The organism is Bacillus cereus group sp. RP43 (assembly GCF_040459645.1).
Taxonomy (GTDB): Bacteria; Bacillota; Bacilli; order Bacillales; family Bacillaceae_G; genus Bacillus_A; species Bacillus_A mycoides_C.
Map to the genome: position 1 here is coordinate 143288 of NZ_JARVHQ010000002.1, position 18453 is coordinate 161740.

The window sequence follows — 18453 nt, forward strand, 5'->3', positions numbered from 1 at the left end:
AAGTGGAAAACATTGTAGAACTGAAAAATGTTTCAAAAACATATAATGGATTTTCTTTAAAAAATGTATCGTTCAACATAAAAAAGGGGTTTGTAACGGGATTTGTTGGCGGAAATGGCTCAGGAAAAAGTACAACAATTAAACTAATTATGGATCTTATTAGTAAGGATAGTGGAGATATCAAAGTTTTTGGTAAGGATTATCAAAAGGATCAAGTTTCTATTAAAGAACGTATTGGATTCGTATATGATGACAATATCTTTTATGAAGATATGACAGTTCATCAACTAAAAAAATTTATTGCTCCAGCTTATAAAAAATGGGATGAAAATCGCTTTCAATCCTACATACGAAACTTTGAGTTACCGACTAACATAAAAATGAAAAAGATGTCTAAAGGGATGAAAATGAAGACTTCCCTAGCGTTTGCACTTTCACACCATGCCGAATTTATTATTATGGATGAACCGACTTCTGGGCTTGACCCTGTATTTCGAAGAGAAATTTTAGACATTCTTTATGATTTAATGGTCGATCAAGATAAAACAATCTTTTTTTCTACGCACATTACAACGGATTTAGACCGTATAGCTGATTATATTGTATTTATTCATAATGGAGAAATTGTGTTCGAAAAAGATATGCATAGTATTTCTGAAGAATATGCAATTGTAAAAGGGGATACAGCTTTACTTACACCAAAAATCAGGGAACAATTGATTGGGATTCGTGAAACAAACATTGGATTTGAAGCACTTACAAGTAATGCACTCCATACACATACTAAACTAGGGAATGATTTTTTAATTGAAGAAGCGACATTAGAAGATATTATGTACTATACAAAAAAGGGGAATATTCAATATGTATAATTTAATATTAAAGGACTTTCGATTGCAAAAATTAATTATATTATTGTATTTGATTATCATATGCTTTTTTATTATGACATTTGGAAGCTTTTACTTAATGGTCGTTTTACCAGTTGGCTCTTATGTGATAAATCTACATTATTATGACGCAAAGAATAATAGTCACAAGTTTATTAACAGCCTTCCTTATAGTAGAAATTCAATTATTATGTCAAAATATATAGGTACAATGATTTTTATGCTTATAGTGGTGTCATTTTCTTTATCGATTCAAGCGATAATTCAGTTTGTATCTCCCACTTATGTTCAAATTGCAACTCCACAGGAAATTGTGATTAGTATTCTTACTGCAATGTTGTTTACATCTCTCTACTTACCATTTTTCTATCGCTTTACCAATAAATATTTGATAGCCGCTGTCAGCATTATTTTTCCCGTATTTGTTGTTTTATGGAGAACAATTGAGGCATATGTAAATATTACTGACCTTGCATATAGCGTGACTACACAATTTACTATTAATCAACTCATTATACTTGTTTCAATCGTTACCATTCTTATATTTATCGGTTCTTACTTCTTAACGGTGAGAATTTATAAACGCACTGATTTTTAGGAGTCTTGTTTAGCAGAAATATAGAATATCTAATGAGTCACTGTTATACAGATGTGCTCTTAAACGCTGTGGTGCTACTCAATCGCTATCAAACTAATAAAACAAAGTTCTCCCCCAAAATGAAAAAATGCGCTATTCTTTCTGTAGAATCATAGGAAAGGATGGCGATTTTTTATGGGTTCTGGTGCAAAAACTTCAGGGAAATTGCAATAAATCTACAAATCTTGGACATACTGATACTACTAATCTAAAGAAGGTGCGTGATTGGTATGGAAAAGGAAAATGTATTCAAATGGAAACATTATCAGCCTGATATTATTTTGTTAACGGTACAACCTCAGTTTTCGTGATTTAGTGGAAATGATGGAGGAATGGGGCTTATCTATTTCTCATACTACGATTATGCGTTGGGTTCATCAGTACGGTCCTGAATTGGACAAACGAATCCGACGTCACCTTAAACAAACAAATGATTCCTGGAGAGTCGATGAAACATATATCAAAGTAAAAGGCCAATGGATGTACCTGTATCGTGCTGTTGATTCAAAAGGAAATACAATCGATTTTTACCTAAGCAAAACAAGAGACCAGAAGGCTGCAAAGCGCTTTTTCAGGAAGGCCTTGCAGTCTTTTCATGTTTCAAAACCTCGTGTTATAACAGTCGATAAAAATCCAGCTTATCCTATAGCAATTGAACAGTTGAAAAAAGAAAAAAGCATACCTGGTGGTATGCGACTTAGACCACAAAAGTACTTGAATAACATAGTAGAACAAGATCATCGTTTTATAAAGAAGCGAATTCGTTCTATGCTAGGGTTCAAATGTTTTGACACAGCTACATCCATTCTTTCTGGAGTAGAAGTCATGCATATGATTAAAAAAGAACAGGTTGATTTACGGGACCAGTCTGTCCAAAATCAGAAAGAATTCATCCATCAATTGTTTGGGCTTGCGGCATAAGATACGATTCCGTTAGGAGTCTATGCGCTTTATTATCTTTTATTCTATTTTTGCACCAGAACCTAAAAAGGTATATCGTCTTTTAAGAACCAAATAAAAATAGTAGCTCAAGCTAAACAATCAGCTCATGCTACTATTTTTATTTATATTGAATCTCTTAAGAATCTTAGTGTATGGATTAAATCATCTGTCGCAAATGATTTTTTCGAATAATTAAATATAAAGCATTTACAGTAAAACATCACATTCTAATTACTTTTTCAGGAAGAACAATTCTTTTATATAATTGAACTGTAATAAAGTAATAAATCGAATAGATAACTACGAAAATCAAGATTGGTAACCAAATACGGAAATATGGGTCAATTAAGATGAAACCAAAAATCTTCATACCCAATAATACATGAATTATACCTACTATCCCTGGAAATAAAAAGACTAAAAATAGCTCTTTATAAATGGATTTTGCTAATAATTCATGACGGACTCCAATTTTTCGAAGCATTTCGTAGCGTACAATATCTTTTGATGCACCAGAAAGAATCTTAAACATTAAGCAGCTTGCCATCATCGCAAGGAAAGCAATACCTAAGAAGAAACCCATAAATACTGTTCCGCTGGCACTGGCGTAAATCATAGTGTATATTTGATATTTGCTGAAGATATCTTCAGCTGTGACATTTTTATATTTAACTAGTTGCAACTCGTCAATTTTTTTCCATTTATCTAAATATGTTACAAAATCCTCAGTTTTTCCAATTACAACAATGTTTTCTTTTTCTTGTATGCCATCGTACATTTTTTGATCTATTATTTTTTTTACTTTTTCCATGTAATTTAAATAGGTTGGTTGAAGAGAGCGTAAAGCGTCATCCCACTCTTCTGGGATAATATTTGTATCCTCCATATTCTCCTCACCATATTTTGAAAGTGCTCCTACAGGAAGATTTTCAGAAACTCGTTTTACTTTCCCTCTATCTTTTTTTTCTGTTACAGCTTGCATAAGTGGACGGTTTTTCTCTAGATCTTCTTTCAAGTAGTAAACATATTTGCCATCAACTTTATAGTGATATTCATTCTTTTCTTTAAATGTAATACCATCTAGAATATTCTTTTCTTCTGCTGTTGGATTATGAATGACTGTATCGTATATTTCAAGTTGATCCGTCGATTGAATTACGTTATTTTTGAAAGCCATCCCACCTGAAATCGCCCCCGCACCAAGTGCTACTAACATTGCTACTGTTGCGAGCACCTTTGTTAAACTATTAATACGAAAGTTTAATTGAGCAAATGTAAAAGCATTAAGACCTTTCTCACTACGCTTTTTATTAGTTTTTAATTTTTTAATAATAAGCGGAAGGACAGAATTAAATAACATATACGTTCCCGCTGTAGTTGTAAGCATCGCAATCATAGGACCCTGTTCTTTTAACTTATTCATATAAATCATTGAAGCATATCCAATTCCTAATAAAATAATAGCTAAAAATGAAACAATCCCGGTCCACTTACCTCTAATCATTGTACGTTCTGCTGAAGCATCTGCATGTACAAGTTGCAGAACGGAGATACGTGATAATTTCAAACTATTCATAATGGCAGATAACACAAATAATACCAAGAAGAACATACAAGTAACTAACATCGATGGTACATAAAACCCTTGGTAACCACTCGCAGTAAAATCTAGTTGCTTCATGAGGAGTTTACCAATCCCTTGTGAAAGTCCTATTCCTACTGTAATTCCAATTACTAAGGATACTGCGCCAATAATAATCGTTTCCAGAAACATAAGTAATGTAACCTTATGTTTTTTTGCACCTAACATCATATACATCCCAAATTCTTTTTGTCGAAGAGACATCAAAAAAGAATTTGCATATAGAACATAGAAGAATGTAATGATTGCTAATAGAGCTGAACCTGTTTGAAAAACAGGCGCAATTGACCGAATAGTAGTATTTGCTTCAACAAATGCTTTATTTAATGCTAGCGTTTGAAACATGTAAAAAATTGAAATTGACATAACAAGACCAACTAGTAAGACAATATAATCTTTTAGCTTACTTTTTAGCCCTGAAATAGAGAGTTTAAATATCATGGTGAACGTCCTTTCCTATCCTTTTTGTGTACCTAAATCCGCAAGTACATCTAAAATTTCTTTATAGAACGCTTCACGTATACCACTACGATGAATTTCTTTGTATAGCTCACCATCTTGAATGAATAAAATACGCTGACAGTAACTTGCACTATATGGATCATGAGTAACCATCATAATCGATACACCTTGTTCTTTATTTAAGTTTGTCATCGCATCCAGTAAACTTGTTGCATTTTTAGAATCAAGAGCTCCTGTTGGCTCGTCCCCTAAAATAATTGCTGGTTCATGTACAAGTGCGCGTGCTGCTGCGGTACGTTGTTTTTGTCCACCAGATACCTCAGATGGATATTTTTGAAGTATTTCCGAAATCCTTAACATGTTGGCTACTTTTTTTACTTTTGGACCAATCTTACGCGAGGGGACTCCTTGAAGTGAAAGTGGGAGTGCAATATTTTCATAAATAGATAGATTTTCTAATAAATTGAAATCTTGAAAGATAAATCCTAATTTTTGAGAGCGAAAATCTGAAAGCTCTCCTTGCTTCATTTTAGTTATATCGATACCAGCAATTTCAACAATGCCGCCAGTTGCTACATCTAATGTTGAAATTACATTTAATAATGTTGTTTTTCCTGAACCAGACGGTCCCATGATTCCAACAAATTCTCCCTCTCGAATCGAGAACGATACATCTCTTAAAGCGTGTGACTGATTTTCACCTTTTTTACCGTACACTTTTTGAACATTTTTTACATTTACAACTGAGTGGTTCATAATATTCTCCTACCTTTGTTTTTAACTCGATAAATTCATTATTTATTTTTTTAGTTTTTCTTTTGTTTTCTCAGGAACTTCTTTTTCCTGCACTTCCTCAAATTTGTAAACGTACTTTCCTTTTACATGAACCTTTAAATAAGAATCTGGAAAATCATCCTTACCAGAAACCCCTACTTTAATGGTATTTTCATCGCCTGATTCATCAACTCCGTTTAACATGTAAAAATATCTCTTACCATCAGGTTGTGCTTCCCCTTTTGTAAGGACATACACATCTTTTTCTTTCACTAACGGATTAAATCTATCTACTATATCTCCTCCTGCATAAGTTAATAATCCACCTCCTACAACAACTAATCCTGAAACTGCAATCAATGTTTTTTTCATCTTTCATTTCCACCTTTCTTTTTCTTATATGACTAAGTGTGATTTTATTCATTTTTTAAGTTTAAATAAGAATGACCTTTAACACATTTCCAAGTATAAAGAGCATTTCTTAATAAAAAGCGGGGGAGCTTCTTAAGATTTTCTTAACAAACAGTTTCACATTGTAAAAAAGACCCCTTCCTTTAAGAGAAAGACTTATATCCCTATATAAATCATAGGGGATTGTTTGCATATGGACTTTAGTTTTATGTACAATAAAGGTAAATATATAGTCTGAAACAGGAAGAGGAAAACCATGTCCAATTCATTAGTAAATTTACGTATCGATTTTGCATTTAAGCAGTTATTTGGCACAAATGGGAATGAAGATATTTTAGTTGCCTTTTTAAATGCCATATTAAAAGATTCTTTAGAATCACCTATTGTTGCCCTACAATTAGAAGATCCACATTTGCATCGAGAATATGAAGAAGATAAATTATCGATTTTAGATATTTCGGCTACATTAAATACAGGAACAAAGGTAAATGTAGAAATACAATTGAATAATAATCACGATATGATCAAACGCAGCTTGTATTATTGGGGAAGGTTATACACCTCTCAATTGCAAAAAGGAATGCCTTATAGTTCGCTTCATAAAACCATTACCATAAACTTGTTAAACTTTGTGATGTTTCCAGAATATGAATCATTTCATACAACAGGAATCCTTTGGAATCAGCAACAACAAAAGTTATTAAGTGACGATATAGAAGTTCATATTGTAGAGATTCCAAAGTTACTACAGCAATGGCGTGAAGAGAAAGTTAATCCGTGGGAAGACTCGTTTGTTCGTTGGTTATTATTATTACCAGCGAATGAAGATGAGTATCTCACACAAACATTGGAGGACATTGCCATGAACCAAGATCCGATTTTACAAAAAGCAATGAATAAGTGGGAACGTATGAGTCAAGATTCTTCTTTCCGTCAAGCATATGAAGCAAGAGAAAAGGCCTTAATGGATGAGGCTGCAAAGTTTGCTCATGCTCGTAATGAGGGAAAAAAAGAAGGCATTCAAGAAGGGGTTCAGCAAGGGGAAATACAGATGATTAAAGGTATGCATGAACTTGGTGTACCACTTGAAACGATTGCTAAAGCCAGTAAATTAGGAATAGATGAGGTTGAACGTATTTTAGAACAAAAATAATCAACATCAAAAAAAGAACCTCTTAATTTTAAAAGAGTAATCCCAACCGTTATAAAAACAACAAATTAAATTTTTACAAAAGAAAACAACCTGTATAAAAACAGGTTGTTTTCTTTTATAGGGGTGCCGCCACATGCCCATCAACTTAAAAATCTTGGTTCTGTTTCAAAGTTTTCTAAACGAAATTAAAATGGAAAAAATGATTCGAGGAGCATGATGCATGAGTTATTTTAAAGGAAAATAGTTCAAGAAAGATATTATTTTGGTAGCCATCGGCTACGACTGTCGTTTTTCTTTAAGCTATCGTGATGTATCTGAAGTCTTGAAAGAGCGTGGAATATCAGTTCATCCAACAACTATCATGCGTTGGTTTCATGAATATGGCAATCTTATTTATCAAATCTGGAAAAAGAAAAATAAAACTGCTCAATTATCATGGCATTTAGATGAAACTTATATCAAAGTCAAGGGGGAGTTGCGTTATCTGTATCGTGCGATTGATCGAGACGGATACACCTTGGATATCCAACTCCGTAAAACAAGAAATCATCAGGCTGCCTATATGTTTATGAAACGATTAGTCGAAATTTTCGGAGAACCAATGGTTCTTACAACAGACAAAGCCCCAACGCTACTTTGCACGTTTAATAAATTAAAAGAACAAGGTCTTTATAAATGTACAACTCATTGTACCGTCAAGAATTTGAACAATCTCATCGAACAAGACCATAGGCATGTCAAACGACGTTTTTCTAAATCCGCAGGATTTCAAAGTCTTCGTCATGCTTCACGTAACTTGAAAGGAATTGAAACCATTCATGCTCTATATAAACGAAAACGAAGTTTGCAGCCAAACTTCGTTTTTTCGATATACAATGAATTACATCAATTACTAACGATTGCATAAAATCCACCTGCAATCATGCCAATTTTTTATCTGTGAAGAAACTTTGCAACAGAACCTAAAAAAAGATAAACAATGGAACAAATGAAACTTGTATCATGTCTATATATTGAAACTATATTAAAAGTGAGGGCAGTTTTATGTTTATTCAAATAAGTTCGAGGTGTGGAAATGGAACAAAAGTTTATTGAAAAATGTAATCATGATGAGCTTGACTATGTTATAAAAGACTATTGGCAAGATGTATGGAATTATTCATTTATTATTACGAAAGATCCACACTTATCAGATGATATCACACAAGATGTCTTTATAAAGGTTTTTAAACATTGGCATTCGTTTCGAAAGGAGTCATCTATTAAAACGTGGATATTAAAAATCACAAGAAATACGGCAATAAACTATTTGAAATCCTCTTATTTTAAAAGGATATCTTTAGTGGGATTTTTTAGTGACGACAAGCAGTCTTCCTCGGCAGAACAAGAGTTTTTTAAGCAAGAGGAACTGAATGAAGTGTGGGATGTTGTATTAAAACTACCTAAAAAACACCGTGAAATACTAATATTGGACGCGAAATATGAATTATCTTATGAAGAAATGGCTGAAACATTAGGTGTATCAATTGGAACAGTCAAATCTAGATTAAGCCGAGCGAGAAGTAAAGTTTCAAAACTAATAGGGGAGGGTAGAAGTGATGAACAGTAAAAAGAATCCTGACTGGTATAGTAAATTGAAAAAAGGCCCAATGGAGCGTCGTAAAGATGAAGAAGAATTTATTAATAAAATAAAGCAATCGGTATACCAAAATAGTGAAGTAGATTCTGTAATATATAAGAGACCACCTCGTAAAAAAGCATTGCCTGTTGTAGTTGTGTTGGTTTGTACAATGTTATTTTTTATTGTTCAACAACCTGGGCTTGATGATAATAAATCACCGGTACAAAGTAGTACACAAATTAAGCTGAAAACAAAAGATGAGTCTGCTCAAGAGCCATCATTAAAACAGTTTATGAATGATTTATCTCGAAGTACAAATTCAAGAAATGAAAATGATTTGTATAAAGCATTAAATGATGAAGTTCTATTTAAAGGGAATAGTTATAAGAAGGATGAATTGAAATTTGATGAAGATTTGTTTCATGAGTTGCAAGTCGCTCTTACAATGGGGGGAGAATTTGCAAATGATACAAAGAAAGTGTATAAAGTACCAAGTGGAATGACAGAAAGTAACCAATCAAAGCGAGAACATTTTATATATGTAACTGTTACTGGAAATAAAACGAAAATTTTAGCTGAACCAAAACGAGAATCACAAGTTTTATATGAAGTATCTAATGAAATGGTAAAAGCTTGGATCCCGGAAAAAGTGCAAAATGATGGATATATAAAAATATCGACTATTAACGGTAATACTACTGGATATGTACAAAAAAAGTATGTTTTAACTGATATTAAATATTCTTTCATGTTCGAAAAGAATCATGAAGGTATATGGAAAATAACGAATATAGAATCTATATGGTAAAAGAGGAAGGTTCACTTTAATGAACCTTCCTCTTTATCTTTATCCTCCTTTTGAAGTGTATTCCAAGACTTTAAAATTTCTGATGTAACGAGAGCAGCGATGTTTTTTTCTGAATTACTACCAGGAATAACGACAGAAATGGCGATTTGTGGATCTTCGGTAGGAGCATATGCAATGAAAAGAGAATGATTTATCATTCTTTCTTGCTCATTCGGAGAACCTGTACTACCCGTTTTACCTGCGACATGAAAGGGGAAATTTTTAATCTCCTCTATATTTTGACTCATTCCACCGTGCACGACACTCCAAAATTCTATAGGATAACGATTTGAACTTTCTAAAATTGGTTTAAACTTTTTTGTTTCCTTACCGTCCTGACTCATAATAGCACTTACGATTTGAGGTTTATATTTATCACCTTTACTTGCCAAAGTTGCTGCATATTGAGCGAGTTGAAGAGGGGTATGCACTTCATTTCCTCCCCAAGAGGCATTTAATAAAGCGGAGATTCCATTTTCAAACTTATTAGATGGATGGAATTCATATTGTCCGTCTTCTTCAAAGGGTAAATCAATCCCGGTTTTAGAACGTAGGCCGAATTGCATTAAATAATCTGTCCATATATGTGCCACTTTTTCTATATTCCCATTATTTTGGTTGAATAAGGGCAGAGCTACTTTTGCTGTCATAAATGTGTTAGATGAATTAATGATAGCCTGACTCGGTGTAATCTCACCTGTTGGCGTTCCAGGTGCATTAGCAATGTTATTTTGATTATCATACTGAAAAGTACCCTTATCTAAATAAGTATCTTCAGGCTGAAAAAGCTTTTCGTTTAATCCAATTAAAATAGTAAGTGGCTTTATAATAGAGGCTATATTTACATAAGATTCACCATATTTTAATTTTTGAATTGCTTTATTTTGCGAAAGTGATTTAATGTTTTCATTTTTAGATGATACATGTGTATGTAATGTATTTGGATTAAAAACTGCCGAGTTGGCCATAGTTAAAATTGCGCCAGTTTTTACATCGGTTACTACAGCATAACCAGCTTTAGCATCACGTATTTGCTTAATTTGAGATCTTAATGCTTCCTCTGTTTTTTGCTGCAATTTCGAGTCTAAAGCTAGCTGGATATCTTTTCCTTTTTGTGCTTTTTGAATGTTCCATAAGAACTTTTTATTATTCATTTTAAAAATCAGAGTTTTTCCGGGTTTTCCTTTTAAATCATTTTCATATTGAAGCTCAATCCCACTTTTCCCAACAGGTCCATACTTAGAATTAAGATCATTTTCTACATATCCAATTACTTGTGAAGCAATTTCGTTCTTTGGATAATATCGAATCCATTCATCTTTAATTATTACATTATTGGGTTTGTTTTTGTTTATGAATGTAAGTTCACTCTCATTTATTTCAGAGTATAACGGTATATCATTCATAGTCTGCTTTTTACAAGATTGTTGTAATTGTGATTTTACGTCCTCTGTAGAAAAATCATGTTGAAACTCGTTTGAAAATTGATTGAAAAAAGCTAATGTGTTTGATGTATCTTGATTCGATAGCTTTTCATCATTAGAAGTGCAATATAGAGACTTAACTTGCTTATTTGTAGCTAGTATGACACCATTTTGATCAAAAATTTTTCCTCTTTCAGCTGAAGAAGTTGCGATAGTAATTGAAATGAAGTTGATTTTTACTAAAATTAGTAAAATCAAACCTACAATAGAAAGAACCGCAAAAAATCTCCATTTTTTTATATGTAACATATAACCCTCCCTTATGTAGCCTATTTCATCTTATAGTTAATTATTTTTTTTGTAAATGTGGAACAACTTTATTACTTAGGTTGTCTATTAAGTATTACAGCATGAAGAAAGGAATAATTAGCATGAAAAGTTACTAGCAAGTCTATGTGTAAGTTTAATATGGGTCAGTATACAGTTTAGTATTTCTAATATAAGCGACAAAAAAATAGAGAGAACAACAGGAAAGGAGGGTTATTAATTACGTGGCTAACCAAAAGGAATGCATTTAGTATTTGTATTTACTAAATATTGATAGCAATTTCTGAAAGAATTAAATGGAGGATTTATGGAAAAACAAAAAGGAAAGAACAAGACATATATATCTATTCGATTAAATATAATGTTCCTTTGCATATTTGTACTATTCTCAGCTATTATTATGCAGCTAGGAAAAGTACAAATCGTTGAGGGGGAGGATTATAAGAACCAAGTGGAAAACAGTCAAAATGAAACAACTAGTATACCAGTTCCACGTGGACAAATTCTAGATCGAGAAGGGAAAACGGTCGTTAATAATAAATCTCTTCGCACAATTACGTATACAAGGGTGAAGGGGATAAAGAGTGAAGATATTTTAAAAACAGCAAAAGACTTGGCGAAAGTACTTGAAATGCCTGAACAAGATATAAATAAGTTAACAGATATCGATAAAAAGGATTTCTGGATGCAATTGAATACGAAACGTGCGGAATCAAAGATTACTAAAAAAGATATAGAAAAGTTTAAAGAAAAGGGAATAGAGGGAAAAGAGTTAGATAAAAAAATTGATGACTTAAGACGAAGTCGCGTTACAGAAGTAGAATTGGCAGAATTAACAGCACAAGATTTAAAGGTGTTAGCTATTAAAAGTAAAATGAGTTCAGGTTATCAACTGACACCACAAATTATAAAAAAAGATGTAACAGATCAAGAATATGCAAGGATAAGTGAAAACCTTGCAGAGTTTCCAGGAGTAGATACAACAGTTGATTGGGAACGTAATTATGTAAATGGTAATTTATTTCGTTCCGTGATAGGTAATATTACAAGTAGTGAAGAAGGACTACCGAAAGAAAACTTAGATTCTTATTTGGTACGTGGATATAACCGTAATGATCGTGTAGGAAAAAGTTATATTGAACAACGATATGAAGATGTATTACACGGCACAAAAGAAGAAGTGAAAAACATTACTGATAAATCAGGAAACATTATAAACACAGAAATAATCTCTAAAGGAAAAAGTGGTAATAGTTTAATATTAACGATTGATATGGAATTACAAAAGAAAGTGGAAGAAAGTATTGAGAAAAATTTGAGAGCTTTTAAGAGTTCAGAGCCACTGTTGGACCGAGCTTTTGTCGTCATGACGAATCCAAATAATGGGCAGATTTTATCTATGGCAGGCAAAAAGATTGTAGAAAAAGAAGGGAAAATAGAGATTGAGGATTTAGCATTAGGTAACATGACAACTTCGTATGAGCTAGGATCAGCTGTAAAAGGTGCTACTTTATTAACTGGATATGAGACAGGGGCAATACATCCAGGAGATCAATTTTATGATGCACCGATGAAATTTAAAGGTACACAAGCTAAGAAATCGTGGAATGTATCCGGATTTGGTAATGTAAATGATTTAAGAGCTTTACAAGTATCTTCGAATGTATACATGTTCCAGACAGCTTTACAAATCGCAGGGGTTAATTACGTACCAAATGGTAAGTTGGATATTAAACAAGAAGCATTTGATACGATGCGCTATTATTTCAAGCAATTTGGTTTAGGTGTCCCAACAGGTATTGATTTACCGAATGAAATAATTGGACAAACGAGAAAAATAGATAGTCAACCAGGGTTTTTATTAGATTTTTCTATCGGTCAGTATGATACGTATACACCACTGCAATTGGCGCAATATATTTCAACGATTGCTAATGGCGGTTATAGAATGCAACCGAAGATTGTACAAGAAATACGAGAGCAATCAATAAAAGAAGAGGTTGGCAAAGTTATACGCTCCATAGAGCCTGTCGTATTAAATCGAATTGATATGAAGACAGAACATATTGATCGAATAAAAGAAGGGTTTAGATGGGTATTTCAAGAAGGTGATGGAACTGGCGTGAAGTATTTCAAAAATGCTCCATATAAACCAGCAGGAAAAACAGGGACAGCTCAAACTGTATATGGTGGAGATGATCCAATTGGTAGAAATGCAAAAGGAGAACGTATGGAATGTTACAACTTAACATTAGTTGGATATGCTCCATATGATAATCCAGAAGTAGCATTTTCTATAGTAGTCCCGTGGCTTCATGATGATCATAATGGAATTAATTCTATAATTGGAAAGGAAGTTTTAGATGTATACTTTGATTTAAAACAGCAACGTATACATGGTGAAGCTACTAGTACAGATAGTTCGAATCAAAATTAGGAAAATTGGTGCACTTTTCTCAGGGGAAGAGACCCTGTTTATATAAAAGTCTTTATAAGCGAAAGAGAAAGTAAGATTGGAAATAAGAGATAGCAGCTATCATAGTGATATGATCCCCTTATATTAGACAGGAAAATGAAAGCACATTAACCTGTTTACTATGGAGGGGGTTTTTTTATGGGGAAAATTAGAGTCACTTACGATGTAGAATTTAAGAAAAAAGCTATAGATTTATACTTAAAAAGAATTTTTAAAAATCAGTACGTTTATAAATTCTCACCGTTAAGAAGTAAGAACCAATAAATATAAGCATGGTAACGATTGAAACAAGTATAATGAGTTGATTAATAGTAAATTGTGTAGTAACGCTATATACAAGGTCGGTAATATTTACATATGCCTCAATTGGTCTCCATAAAACAACACATACAGGGAAAATAATGCTGACAGCAGCCATCAAATATTTATTGGTGAAGCGATAGAAAAATGGTAAGTAGATAGACGTAAACAACATGACAGTAAGAACACTAACCACAATTGTGTGTGGAGTTTCAATTTCAACTCCATAAGTCGGGGATGCAACTTGAATTACTGCTTGTATCAATAATGAGAATAGAACTACTAGAATTGTAAACAACACTGTACCAATATATTTTGACATAATAATTTTATTTCTACTATAAGGCAGGCTATTAATAAATTTGTGACTATTATTCTTTTCGTCGTAATAATGTAGATTTATCATATAAGAACCAGCCACCAAAACGACTATGAACCCAAAACTTCCAAACGTCCCTATAAAAAAGCATATACCAAGTAGATAGAGTAAGATCAATAATTTTTGCAATCTAAAATCCTTTAATATTAAATTATACATATTGAACATTCCCCTTTTTTGTATAGTACATAATATCTTCTAATGTCGCTTCTTCAATTAATACATCATTCCCTAATTGCGTACGTGAACGGCTGGCGTTACTTGTGAGTGCTTCAAACCCCATGTTTGTTTCACGAATCCCGATTAATTGTTCTCTGATTTTAGGCGTAAGCAAGGATTTATCCCCTTTTACAGTTGCATATTCTTCAGAAATACTATGTATATCTTTTTCAAACACAATCTCACCATTATGAATAAATACAATATAATCAGCAATACGATCTAAATCAGTGGTAATATGTGTAGAGAAAAAAATTGTTTTATCTTGATCGACCATTAAATCATAAAGGATGTCTAAAAGTTCTCTTCGAAATACAGGATCGAGTCCAGATGTCGGTTCATCCATAAGTATAAAATTGGCATGGTGTGAAAGTGCAAACGCTAGGGAAGTCTTCATTTTCATCCCTGTAGACATCTCTTTCATTTTTATGTTAGTCGGTAACTCAAAACGCTGTAAGTAGGATTGGAACTGATTTTCATCCCATTTTTTATACGCTGGAGCAATGAATTTTTTCAGTTGATGAATTGTCATATCTTCATAATAGATATTGTCATCGTATACGAATCCTATACGCTCTTTAATAGAAACTTGGTCCTTTTGATGATCTTTACCGAAAACTGTGATATCTCCGCTATCCTTGCTAATAAGATCCATAATAAGTTTAATTGTCGTACTTTTCCCAGCACCATTTGCGCCAATAAATCCCGTTACAAACCCCTTTTTGATGTTGAACGATGCATTTTTTAAAGAAAATCCCTTATATGTTTTTGAAACATTTTTCACTTCTACAATGTTCTCCATTTTTATTCCTCCTCATAAATATGATTAATAATTTGTATTAACTCATCCCTTAATAAATGATTAGCCTTACTCTCTCGAACGATTGTACTGAACTTTTCACGTATTGGATCACTTGGTTCATCCGCTCGTTGTTTCTTTGTTTGTTTTGCAACAAACGAGCCTTTCCCTACTATAGAGTAGATGTAACCCGCCTTTTCAAGTTCTTCGTACGCTCTTTTTGAAGTAATAACACTTACCTTCAAGTCTCTTGCTAATGAACGCATAGAAGGTAACGAATCATCTACTTTCAATGTTTCATTTGATATTTGTAATATAATCTGATCAATGATTTGTTGATAAATAGGAGACTTAGACTTATTAGATAGTAAGATTTTCATGATTCAACTCCTTGCCTTTTAAATGCATATGAACACAATATATACATTTGAAACGATGTTAATTTTTCATATAGGATACCGTCATATTGATATAAAGGCGTTATCCTTTCCTATGATTTCTCAGAAAGAATAACGCCTTTTTCATTTTAGGGGGTATTTTGTCTTGTTAGCTTGATAGCGATGTGGTGCTACCCCAAATACAGGCATGTCTTACAGCAACCTGCCAAAACATGAAAAAGTAGCCCTCCACCTGGCCAAAAAGGATAAGATGAAGGGCTATTCTTTATACTTCTATCATTTCTTACTATCTTGTACGAATTTCAGTATTCATACATTACAGAGTGCTTGATTAATCGTATGCTTTTACATCTGTTAATGATGGAAGGGAAGCAATTGCTCCGTAATTTGTACATGTTACAGCACCTACTTTATTTGCAAATGAGATAAACTCTTTTAAATCTTTGAAGTTATGAATAAGAGTTTGTTCACTTTTTGCAATTTGGTATAACATCGCTCCGACGAAAGCATCACCAGCACCAGTTGCATCTACTTGTTTAATGGAAACAGAAGGTACAATGATTTGAGAGTCTTGTGTTGCGAGAAGGGTGCCGTCTTTTCCGAGTGTAATAGCTACAACTTTAGCCCCGTATTGTAGTAATTTCAGTGCTGATTGTTGTAAATCAGTTTCTTTAGAAAGCATTGTGGCTTCTTCTCGGCTTACCTTTACGAAATGTGCGTGTTTTATAATGGATAGGCAATCTTGAGAAAATTGCTCTATATCTGTAATCAGTGCATCTCGATAATTTGGATCAAAAGAAATAAAATGATTATTGTCTTTCGCAAATTGTAATAGTTGAAAGTATGTTTCCTTTAATGGACTTGATAATAAGGCAGTTGCCGAACCGAAATGTATTAGATCATTACGTTTTATTTTCGATAAATCAATTTTATTAAAAGTGTATTCACCATCAGCTCCGCGCATAAAAATAAAATCTCGTTCGCCATCTTTATCGATGGATACGAAAGCAAGCGTGGTTTGTTTATCTTTTATGAGCATTGAAATATCAACATGTGCACGCTGTAAAGTTTGCTCTAGAAAATCACCGAATGGATCATTTCCTACTTGTCCCATAAATGTAGCGTGTCCACCTAATTTTGTAATAGCGGCGGCAACATTAGCTGGAGCCCCACCAGCTTTTTTTTCGAAATCTGCACCATCTACTAAAGAAACATTGGAATTTCGACAAACGAAATCAATTAATAATTCACCTATACAAAATACATTTCTCATACAATCCCTCTTTTAAGTTTATATTGTGTAATTGTAAAATGTAGTTTTGCATCTGAAAAGATTGCGATATGCTGTTTCATGTCTTTTCGCGGAAATACTCTAGACGTAAAGACAGTGGAACCATCATATAAGAAAATTTCTACGATGCTATTATCTACAAATATTCGCAGTTCTATCGTATCGCGAATATCAATTTTTTTACAACGTTCGCACCCATATTCTCCGCCGAATTGGTGATGGAAATTGCGTCGATCTACGGAAACAGTTCCTTTTTCGCGGTTAAATGTAATCGGTAAAGATTCCTCTTCATTATGGAAGAGGGAAAGGCCAAATTTGTTCGCATCATCTGTTTTAAGAGTGACAATTAATTCATATGAGTATTCATGGCCAAGAGTGGTTAATACGTTTAGCCCAGTTAGTATGTCACCTGAAATCTCTTTTTTGGTTGTTCTTAGCTTGGTTAGTTCTGAAACTGGTTTTTGTTTTAATATATTATTTTCTAACGCTAGTTCTCGCGGAAGTGTTAAACAATGAGCCCACATATAATCGTCAGAAGGATATGTTATTTCGCTTGAGCCCGCCCAAGCAAATAAAAGGCGGCGCCCAGACGGATCTTCTAAAGTTTGAGGGGCATAAAAGTCGAATCCTTTATCAACTTCGTAATACGCATCAATATGGAAATATAAATTTTCGATATCAAAATGTCCAATTGCATATACGACATTATATACATTTTGAAAACTTTCCTTGTCTCTTTCGATTCCTTGTGGCGAAAAGAGTAACACATCTTTTCCTGATAGTTGGAAGTAGTCGGGGCATTCCCACATAAATCCAAATTCTTTTAAATTTGTTTGAACCTCACCTTGGAAATGCCAACTGTATAGGTCTAGTGACTTATATAATAATAGAGTCCCCGTTTTATTTTCACGTTGTGCTCCGAGTAACATATAGTACGTATCGTTATTTTTCCATACTTTTGGGTCACGTACATGCTTCGTATATCCATCAGGGATCATATCAATAACAGGATTATTACTATATTTAGTCATCGTATATTGAGAATCCATCGTTACCATACATTGTTTAGCATCGCGAGAATCATCAGTTTTTTTTATATTTCCTGTATACAATAAGTGAAGGAGCCCATCTTTTATAATAGAACTACCGGAATATGCGCCATGCGATTCATAGCTTTCAGTCGGGATGATGGCGACTGGCATGCGCTCCCAGTTAATAAGGTCTTTTGATTTTACATGTCCCCAATGTTTCATCCCGTGTATCGGGCCAAATGGATACCACTGATAAAAAACGTGATATTCATCATTGTAGTATGATACACCGTTAGGGTCATTCATTAATCCATATGGTGGATGGATATGATAAATAGGTTTCCATGAATCTTGATTTGCAATTTCATTTAAAGAATGTAATTCTTCTTTATTAGATTGCAGTATTGTTTTATATTTCGACATAGGTTTT

16 protein-coding genes and 1 pseudogene are annotated in these 18453 nt (G+C 33.2%); 8 read left to right on the top strand and 9 right to left on the bottom strand.

Going from position 1 to position 18453, the window contains the following annotated elements:
• Positions 1-2: 2 nt before the first annotated feature.
• From QCI75_RS27440 to QCI75_RS27450, 3 genes and pseudogenes are all read left to right on the top strand, one after another.
• Positions 3-872, top strand: coding sequence for an ABC transporter ATP-binding protein (locus QCI75_RS27440; RefSeq protein ID WP_353761693.1), 870 nt, complete (start codon positions 3-5; stop codon positions 870-872).
• Positions 865-1488 (top strand): ABC-2 transporter permease, encoded by a 624-nt coding sequence (locus QCI75_RS27445; RefSeq protein ID WP_353761694.1) that lies wholly within the window; start codon positions 865-867, stop codon positions 1486-1488. Before QCI75_RS27440 ends, QCI75_RS27445 begins: the two co-directional genes overlap by 8 nt.
• Positions 1489-1757: 269 nt before the next feature.
• Positions 1758-2448 (top strand): annotated as a pseudogene (locus QCI75_RS27450) (IS6 family transposase).
• Between the two features lie 241 nt (positions 2449-2689).
• On the opposite strand, the gene QCI75_RS27455 reads toward QCI75_RS27450, so the two are convergent.
• The 3 genes from QCI75_RS27455 to QCI75_RS27465 are packed head-to-tail and all read right to left on the bottom strand — an operon-like array spanning position 2690 to position 5719.
• A complete protein-coding gene (locus tag QCI75_RS27455; protein WP_353761696.1) occupies positions 2690-4552 on the bottom strand; it encodes an FtsX-like permease family protein in 1863 nt (620 codons plus the stop codon).
• A gap of 15 nt (positions 4553-4567) precedes the next feature.
• On the bottom strand, positions 4568-5329 hold the full coding sequence (locus tag QCI75_RS27460; RefSeq protein WP_353761697.1) for an ABC transporter ATP-binding protein: 762 nt from the start codon (positions 5327-5329) through the stop codon (positions 4568-4570).
• Positions 5330-5371: 42 nt separating this feature from the next.
• The gene (locus QCI75_RS27465; protein WP_353761698.1) at positions 5372-5719 is read right to left on the bottom strand and encodes a YxeA family protein; all 348 of its coding nucleotides are present in this window, start codon (positions 5717-5719) and stop codon (positions 5372-5374) included.
• Between the two features lie 295 nt (positions 5720-6014).
• Between QCI75_RS27465 and QCI75_RS27470 the strand changes: the two genes are divergently transcribed.
• From QCI75_RS27470 to QCI75_RS27485, 4 genes are all read left to right on the top strand, one after another.
• Positions 6015-6911 (top strand): Rpn family recombination-promoting nuclease/putative transposase, encoded by an 897-nt coding sequence (locus QCI75_RS27470; protein WP_353761699.1) that lies wholly within the window; start codon positions 6015-6017, stop codon positions 6909-6911.
• Positions 6912-7167: 256 nt separating this feature from the next.
• Entirely contained in the window at positions 7168-7818 is a 651-nt protein-coding gene (locus QCI75_RS27475; RefSeq protein WP_353761966.1) for an IS6 family transposase, read from the top strand.
• A 168-nt stretch (positions 7819-7986) separates the two neighbouring features.
• On the top strand, positions 7987-8520 hold the full coding sequence (locus QCI75_RS27480) for an RNA polymerase sigma factor (RefSeq protein WP_000435493.1): 534 nt from the start codon (positions 7987-7989) through the stop codon (positions 8518-8520).
• The gene (locus QCI75_RS27485) at positions 8510-9340 is read left to right on the top strand and encodes an SH3 domain-containing protein (RefSeq protein WP_353761700.1); all 831 of its coding nucleotides are present in this window, start codon (positions 8510-8512) and stop codon (positions 9338-9340) included. The genes QCI75_RS27480 and QCI75_RS27485 overlap by 11 nt, the downstream gene beginning before the upstream one ends.
• Positions 9341-9351: 11 nt before the next feature.
• Here QCI75_RS27485 and QCI75_RS27490 read toward each other — a convergent pair whose 3' ends face one another.
• Positions 9352-11112 carry a peptidoglycan D,D-transpeptidase FtsI family protein gene (locus tag QCI75_RS27490; protein WP_353761702.1) on the bottom strand — a complete coding sequence of 587 codons (1761 nt, stop codon included), beginning with the start codon at positions 11110-11112 and terminating at the stop codon, positions 9352-9354.
• Between the two features lie 325 nt (positions 11113-11437).
• Between QCI75_RS27490 and QCI75_RS27495 the strand changes: the two genes are divergently transcribed.
• Positions 11438-13567 carry a peptidoglycan D,D-transpeptidase FtsI family protein gene (locus QCI75_RS27495; RefSeq protein ID WP_353761703.1) on the top strand — a complete coding sequence of 710 codons (2130 nt, stop codon included), beginning with the start codon at positions 11438-11440 and terminating at the stop codon, positions 13565-13567.
• 250 nt (positions 13568-13817) lie between these two features.
• Here QCI75_RS27495 and QCI75_RS27500 read toward each other — a convergent pair whose 3' ends face one another.
• From QCI75_RS27500 to QCI75_RS27520, 5 genes are all read right to left on the bottom strand, one after another.
• Positions 13818-14453 carry an ABC-2 transporter permease gene (locus QCI75_RS27500; protein ID WP_353761705.1) on the bottom strand — a complete coding sequence of 212 codons (636 nt, stop codon included), beginning with the start codon at positions 14451-14453 and terminating at the stop codon, positions 13818-13820.
• Positions 14437-15306 (bottom strand): ABC transporter ATP-binding protein, encoded by an 870-nt coding sequence (locus QCI75_RS27505; protein ID WP_353761706.1) that lies wholly within the window; start codon positions 15304-15306, stop codon positions 14437-14439. The genes QCI75_RS27500 and QCI75_RS27505 overlap by 17 nt, the downstream gene beginning before the upstream one ends.
• Positions 15307-15308: 2 nt before the next feature.
• Positions 15309-15683: a GntR family transcriptional regulator gene (locus tag QCI75_RS27510; protein ID WP_016128586.1), complete on the bottom strand. Its 375-nt coding sequence runs from the start codon at positions 15681-15683 to the stop codon at positions 15309-15311.
• A 349-nt stretch (positions 15684-16032) separates the two neighbouring features.
• Positions 16033-16974 (bottom strand): carbohydrate kinase family protein, encoded by a 942-nt coding sequence (locus QCI75_RS27515; protein WP_353761707.1) that lies wholly within the window; start codon positions 16972-16974, stop codon positions 16033-16035.
• Complete coding sequence (locus tag QCI75_RS27520) at positions 16971-18446, bottom strand: glycoside hydrolase family 32 protein (RefSeq protein ID WP_353761709.1); 1476 nt, start codon at positions 18444-18446, stop codon at positions 16971-16973. The genes QCI75_RS27515 and QCI75_RS27520 overlap by 4 nt, the downstream gene beginning before the upstream one ends.
• Between the last annotated feature and the right edge of the window lie 7 nt (positions 18447-18453).

Bases quoted from the DNA above. Each gene is read 5' to 3' on its own strand.
- QCI75_RS27445 (WP_353761694.1), top strand. From the start codon at position 865: ATGTATAATTTAATATTAAAGGACTTTCGATTGCAAAAATTAATTATA.
- QCI75_RS27455 (WP_353761696.1), bottom strand. From the start codon at position 4,552: ATGATATTTAAACTCTCTATTTCAGGGCTAAAAAGTAAGCTAAAAGAT.
- QCI75_RS27460 (WP_353761697.1), bottom strand. From the start codon at position 5,329: ATGAACCACTCAGTTGTAAATGTAAAAAATGTTCAAAAAGTGTACGGT.
- QCI75_RS27465 (WP_353761698.1), bottom strand. From the start codon at position 5,719: ATGAAAAAAACATTGATTGCAGTTTCAGGATTAGTTGTTGTAGGAGGT.
- QCI75_RS27470 (WP_353761699.1), top strand. From the start codon at position 6,015: ATGTCCAATTCATTAGTAAATTTACGTATCGATTTTGCATTTAAGCAG.
- QCI75_RS27480 (WP_000435493.1), top strand. From the start codon at position 7,987: ATGGAACAAAAGTTTATTGAAAAATGTAATCATGATGAGCTTGACTAT.
- QCI75_RS27485 (WP_353761700.1), top strand. From the start codon at position 8,510: ATGAACAGTAAAAAGAATCCTGACTGGTATAGTAAATTGAAAAAAGGC.
- QCI75_RS27490 (WP_353761702.1), bottom strand. From the start codon at position 11,112: ATGTTACATATAAAAAAATGGAGATTTTTTGCGGTTCTTTCTATTGTA.
- QCI75_RS27495 (WP_353761703.1), top strand. From the start codon at position 11,438: ATGGAAAAACAAAAAGGAAAGAACAAGACATATATATCTATTCGATTA.
- QCI75_RS27500 (WP_353761705.1), bottom strand. From the start codon at position 14,453: ATGTTCAATATGTATAATTTAATATTAAAGGATTTTAGATTGCAAAAA.
- QCI75_RS27505 (WP_353761706.1), bottom strand. From the start codon at position 15,306: ATGGAGAACATTGTAGAAGTGAAAAATGTTTCAAAAACATATAAGGGA.
- QCI75_RS27510 (WP_016128586.1), bottom strand. From the start codon at position 15,683: ATGAAAATCTTACTATCTAATAAGTCTAAGTCTCCTATTTATCAACAA.
- QCI75_RS27515 (WP_353761707.1), bottom strand. From the start codon at position 16,974: ATGAGAAATGTATTTTGTATAGGTGAATTATTAATTGATTTCGTTTGT.
- QCI75_RS27520 (WP_353761709.1), bottom strand. From the start codon at position 18,446: ATGTCGAAATATAAAACAATACTGCAATCTAATAAAGAAGAATTACAT.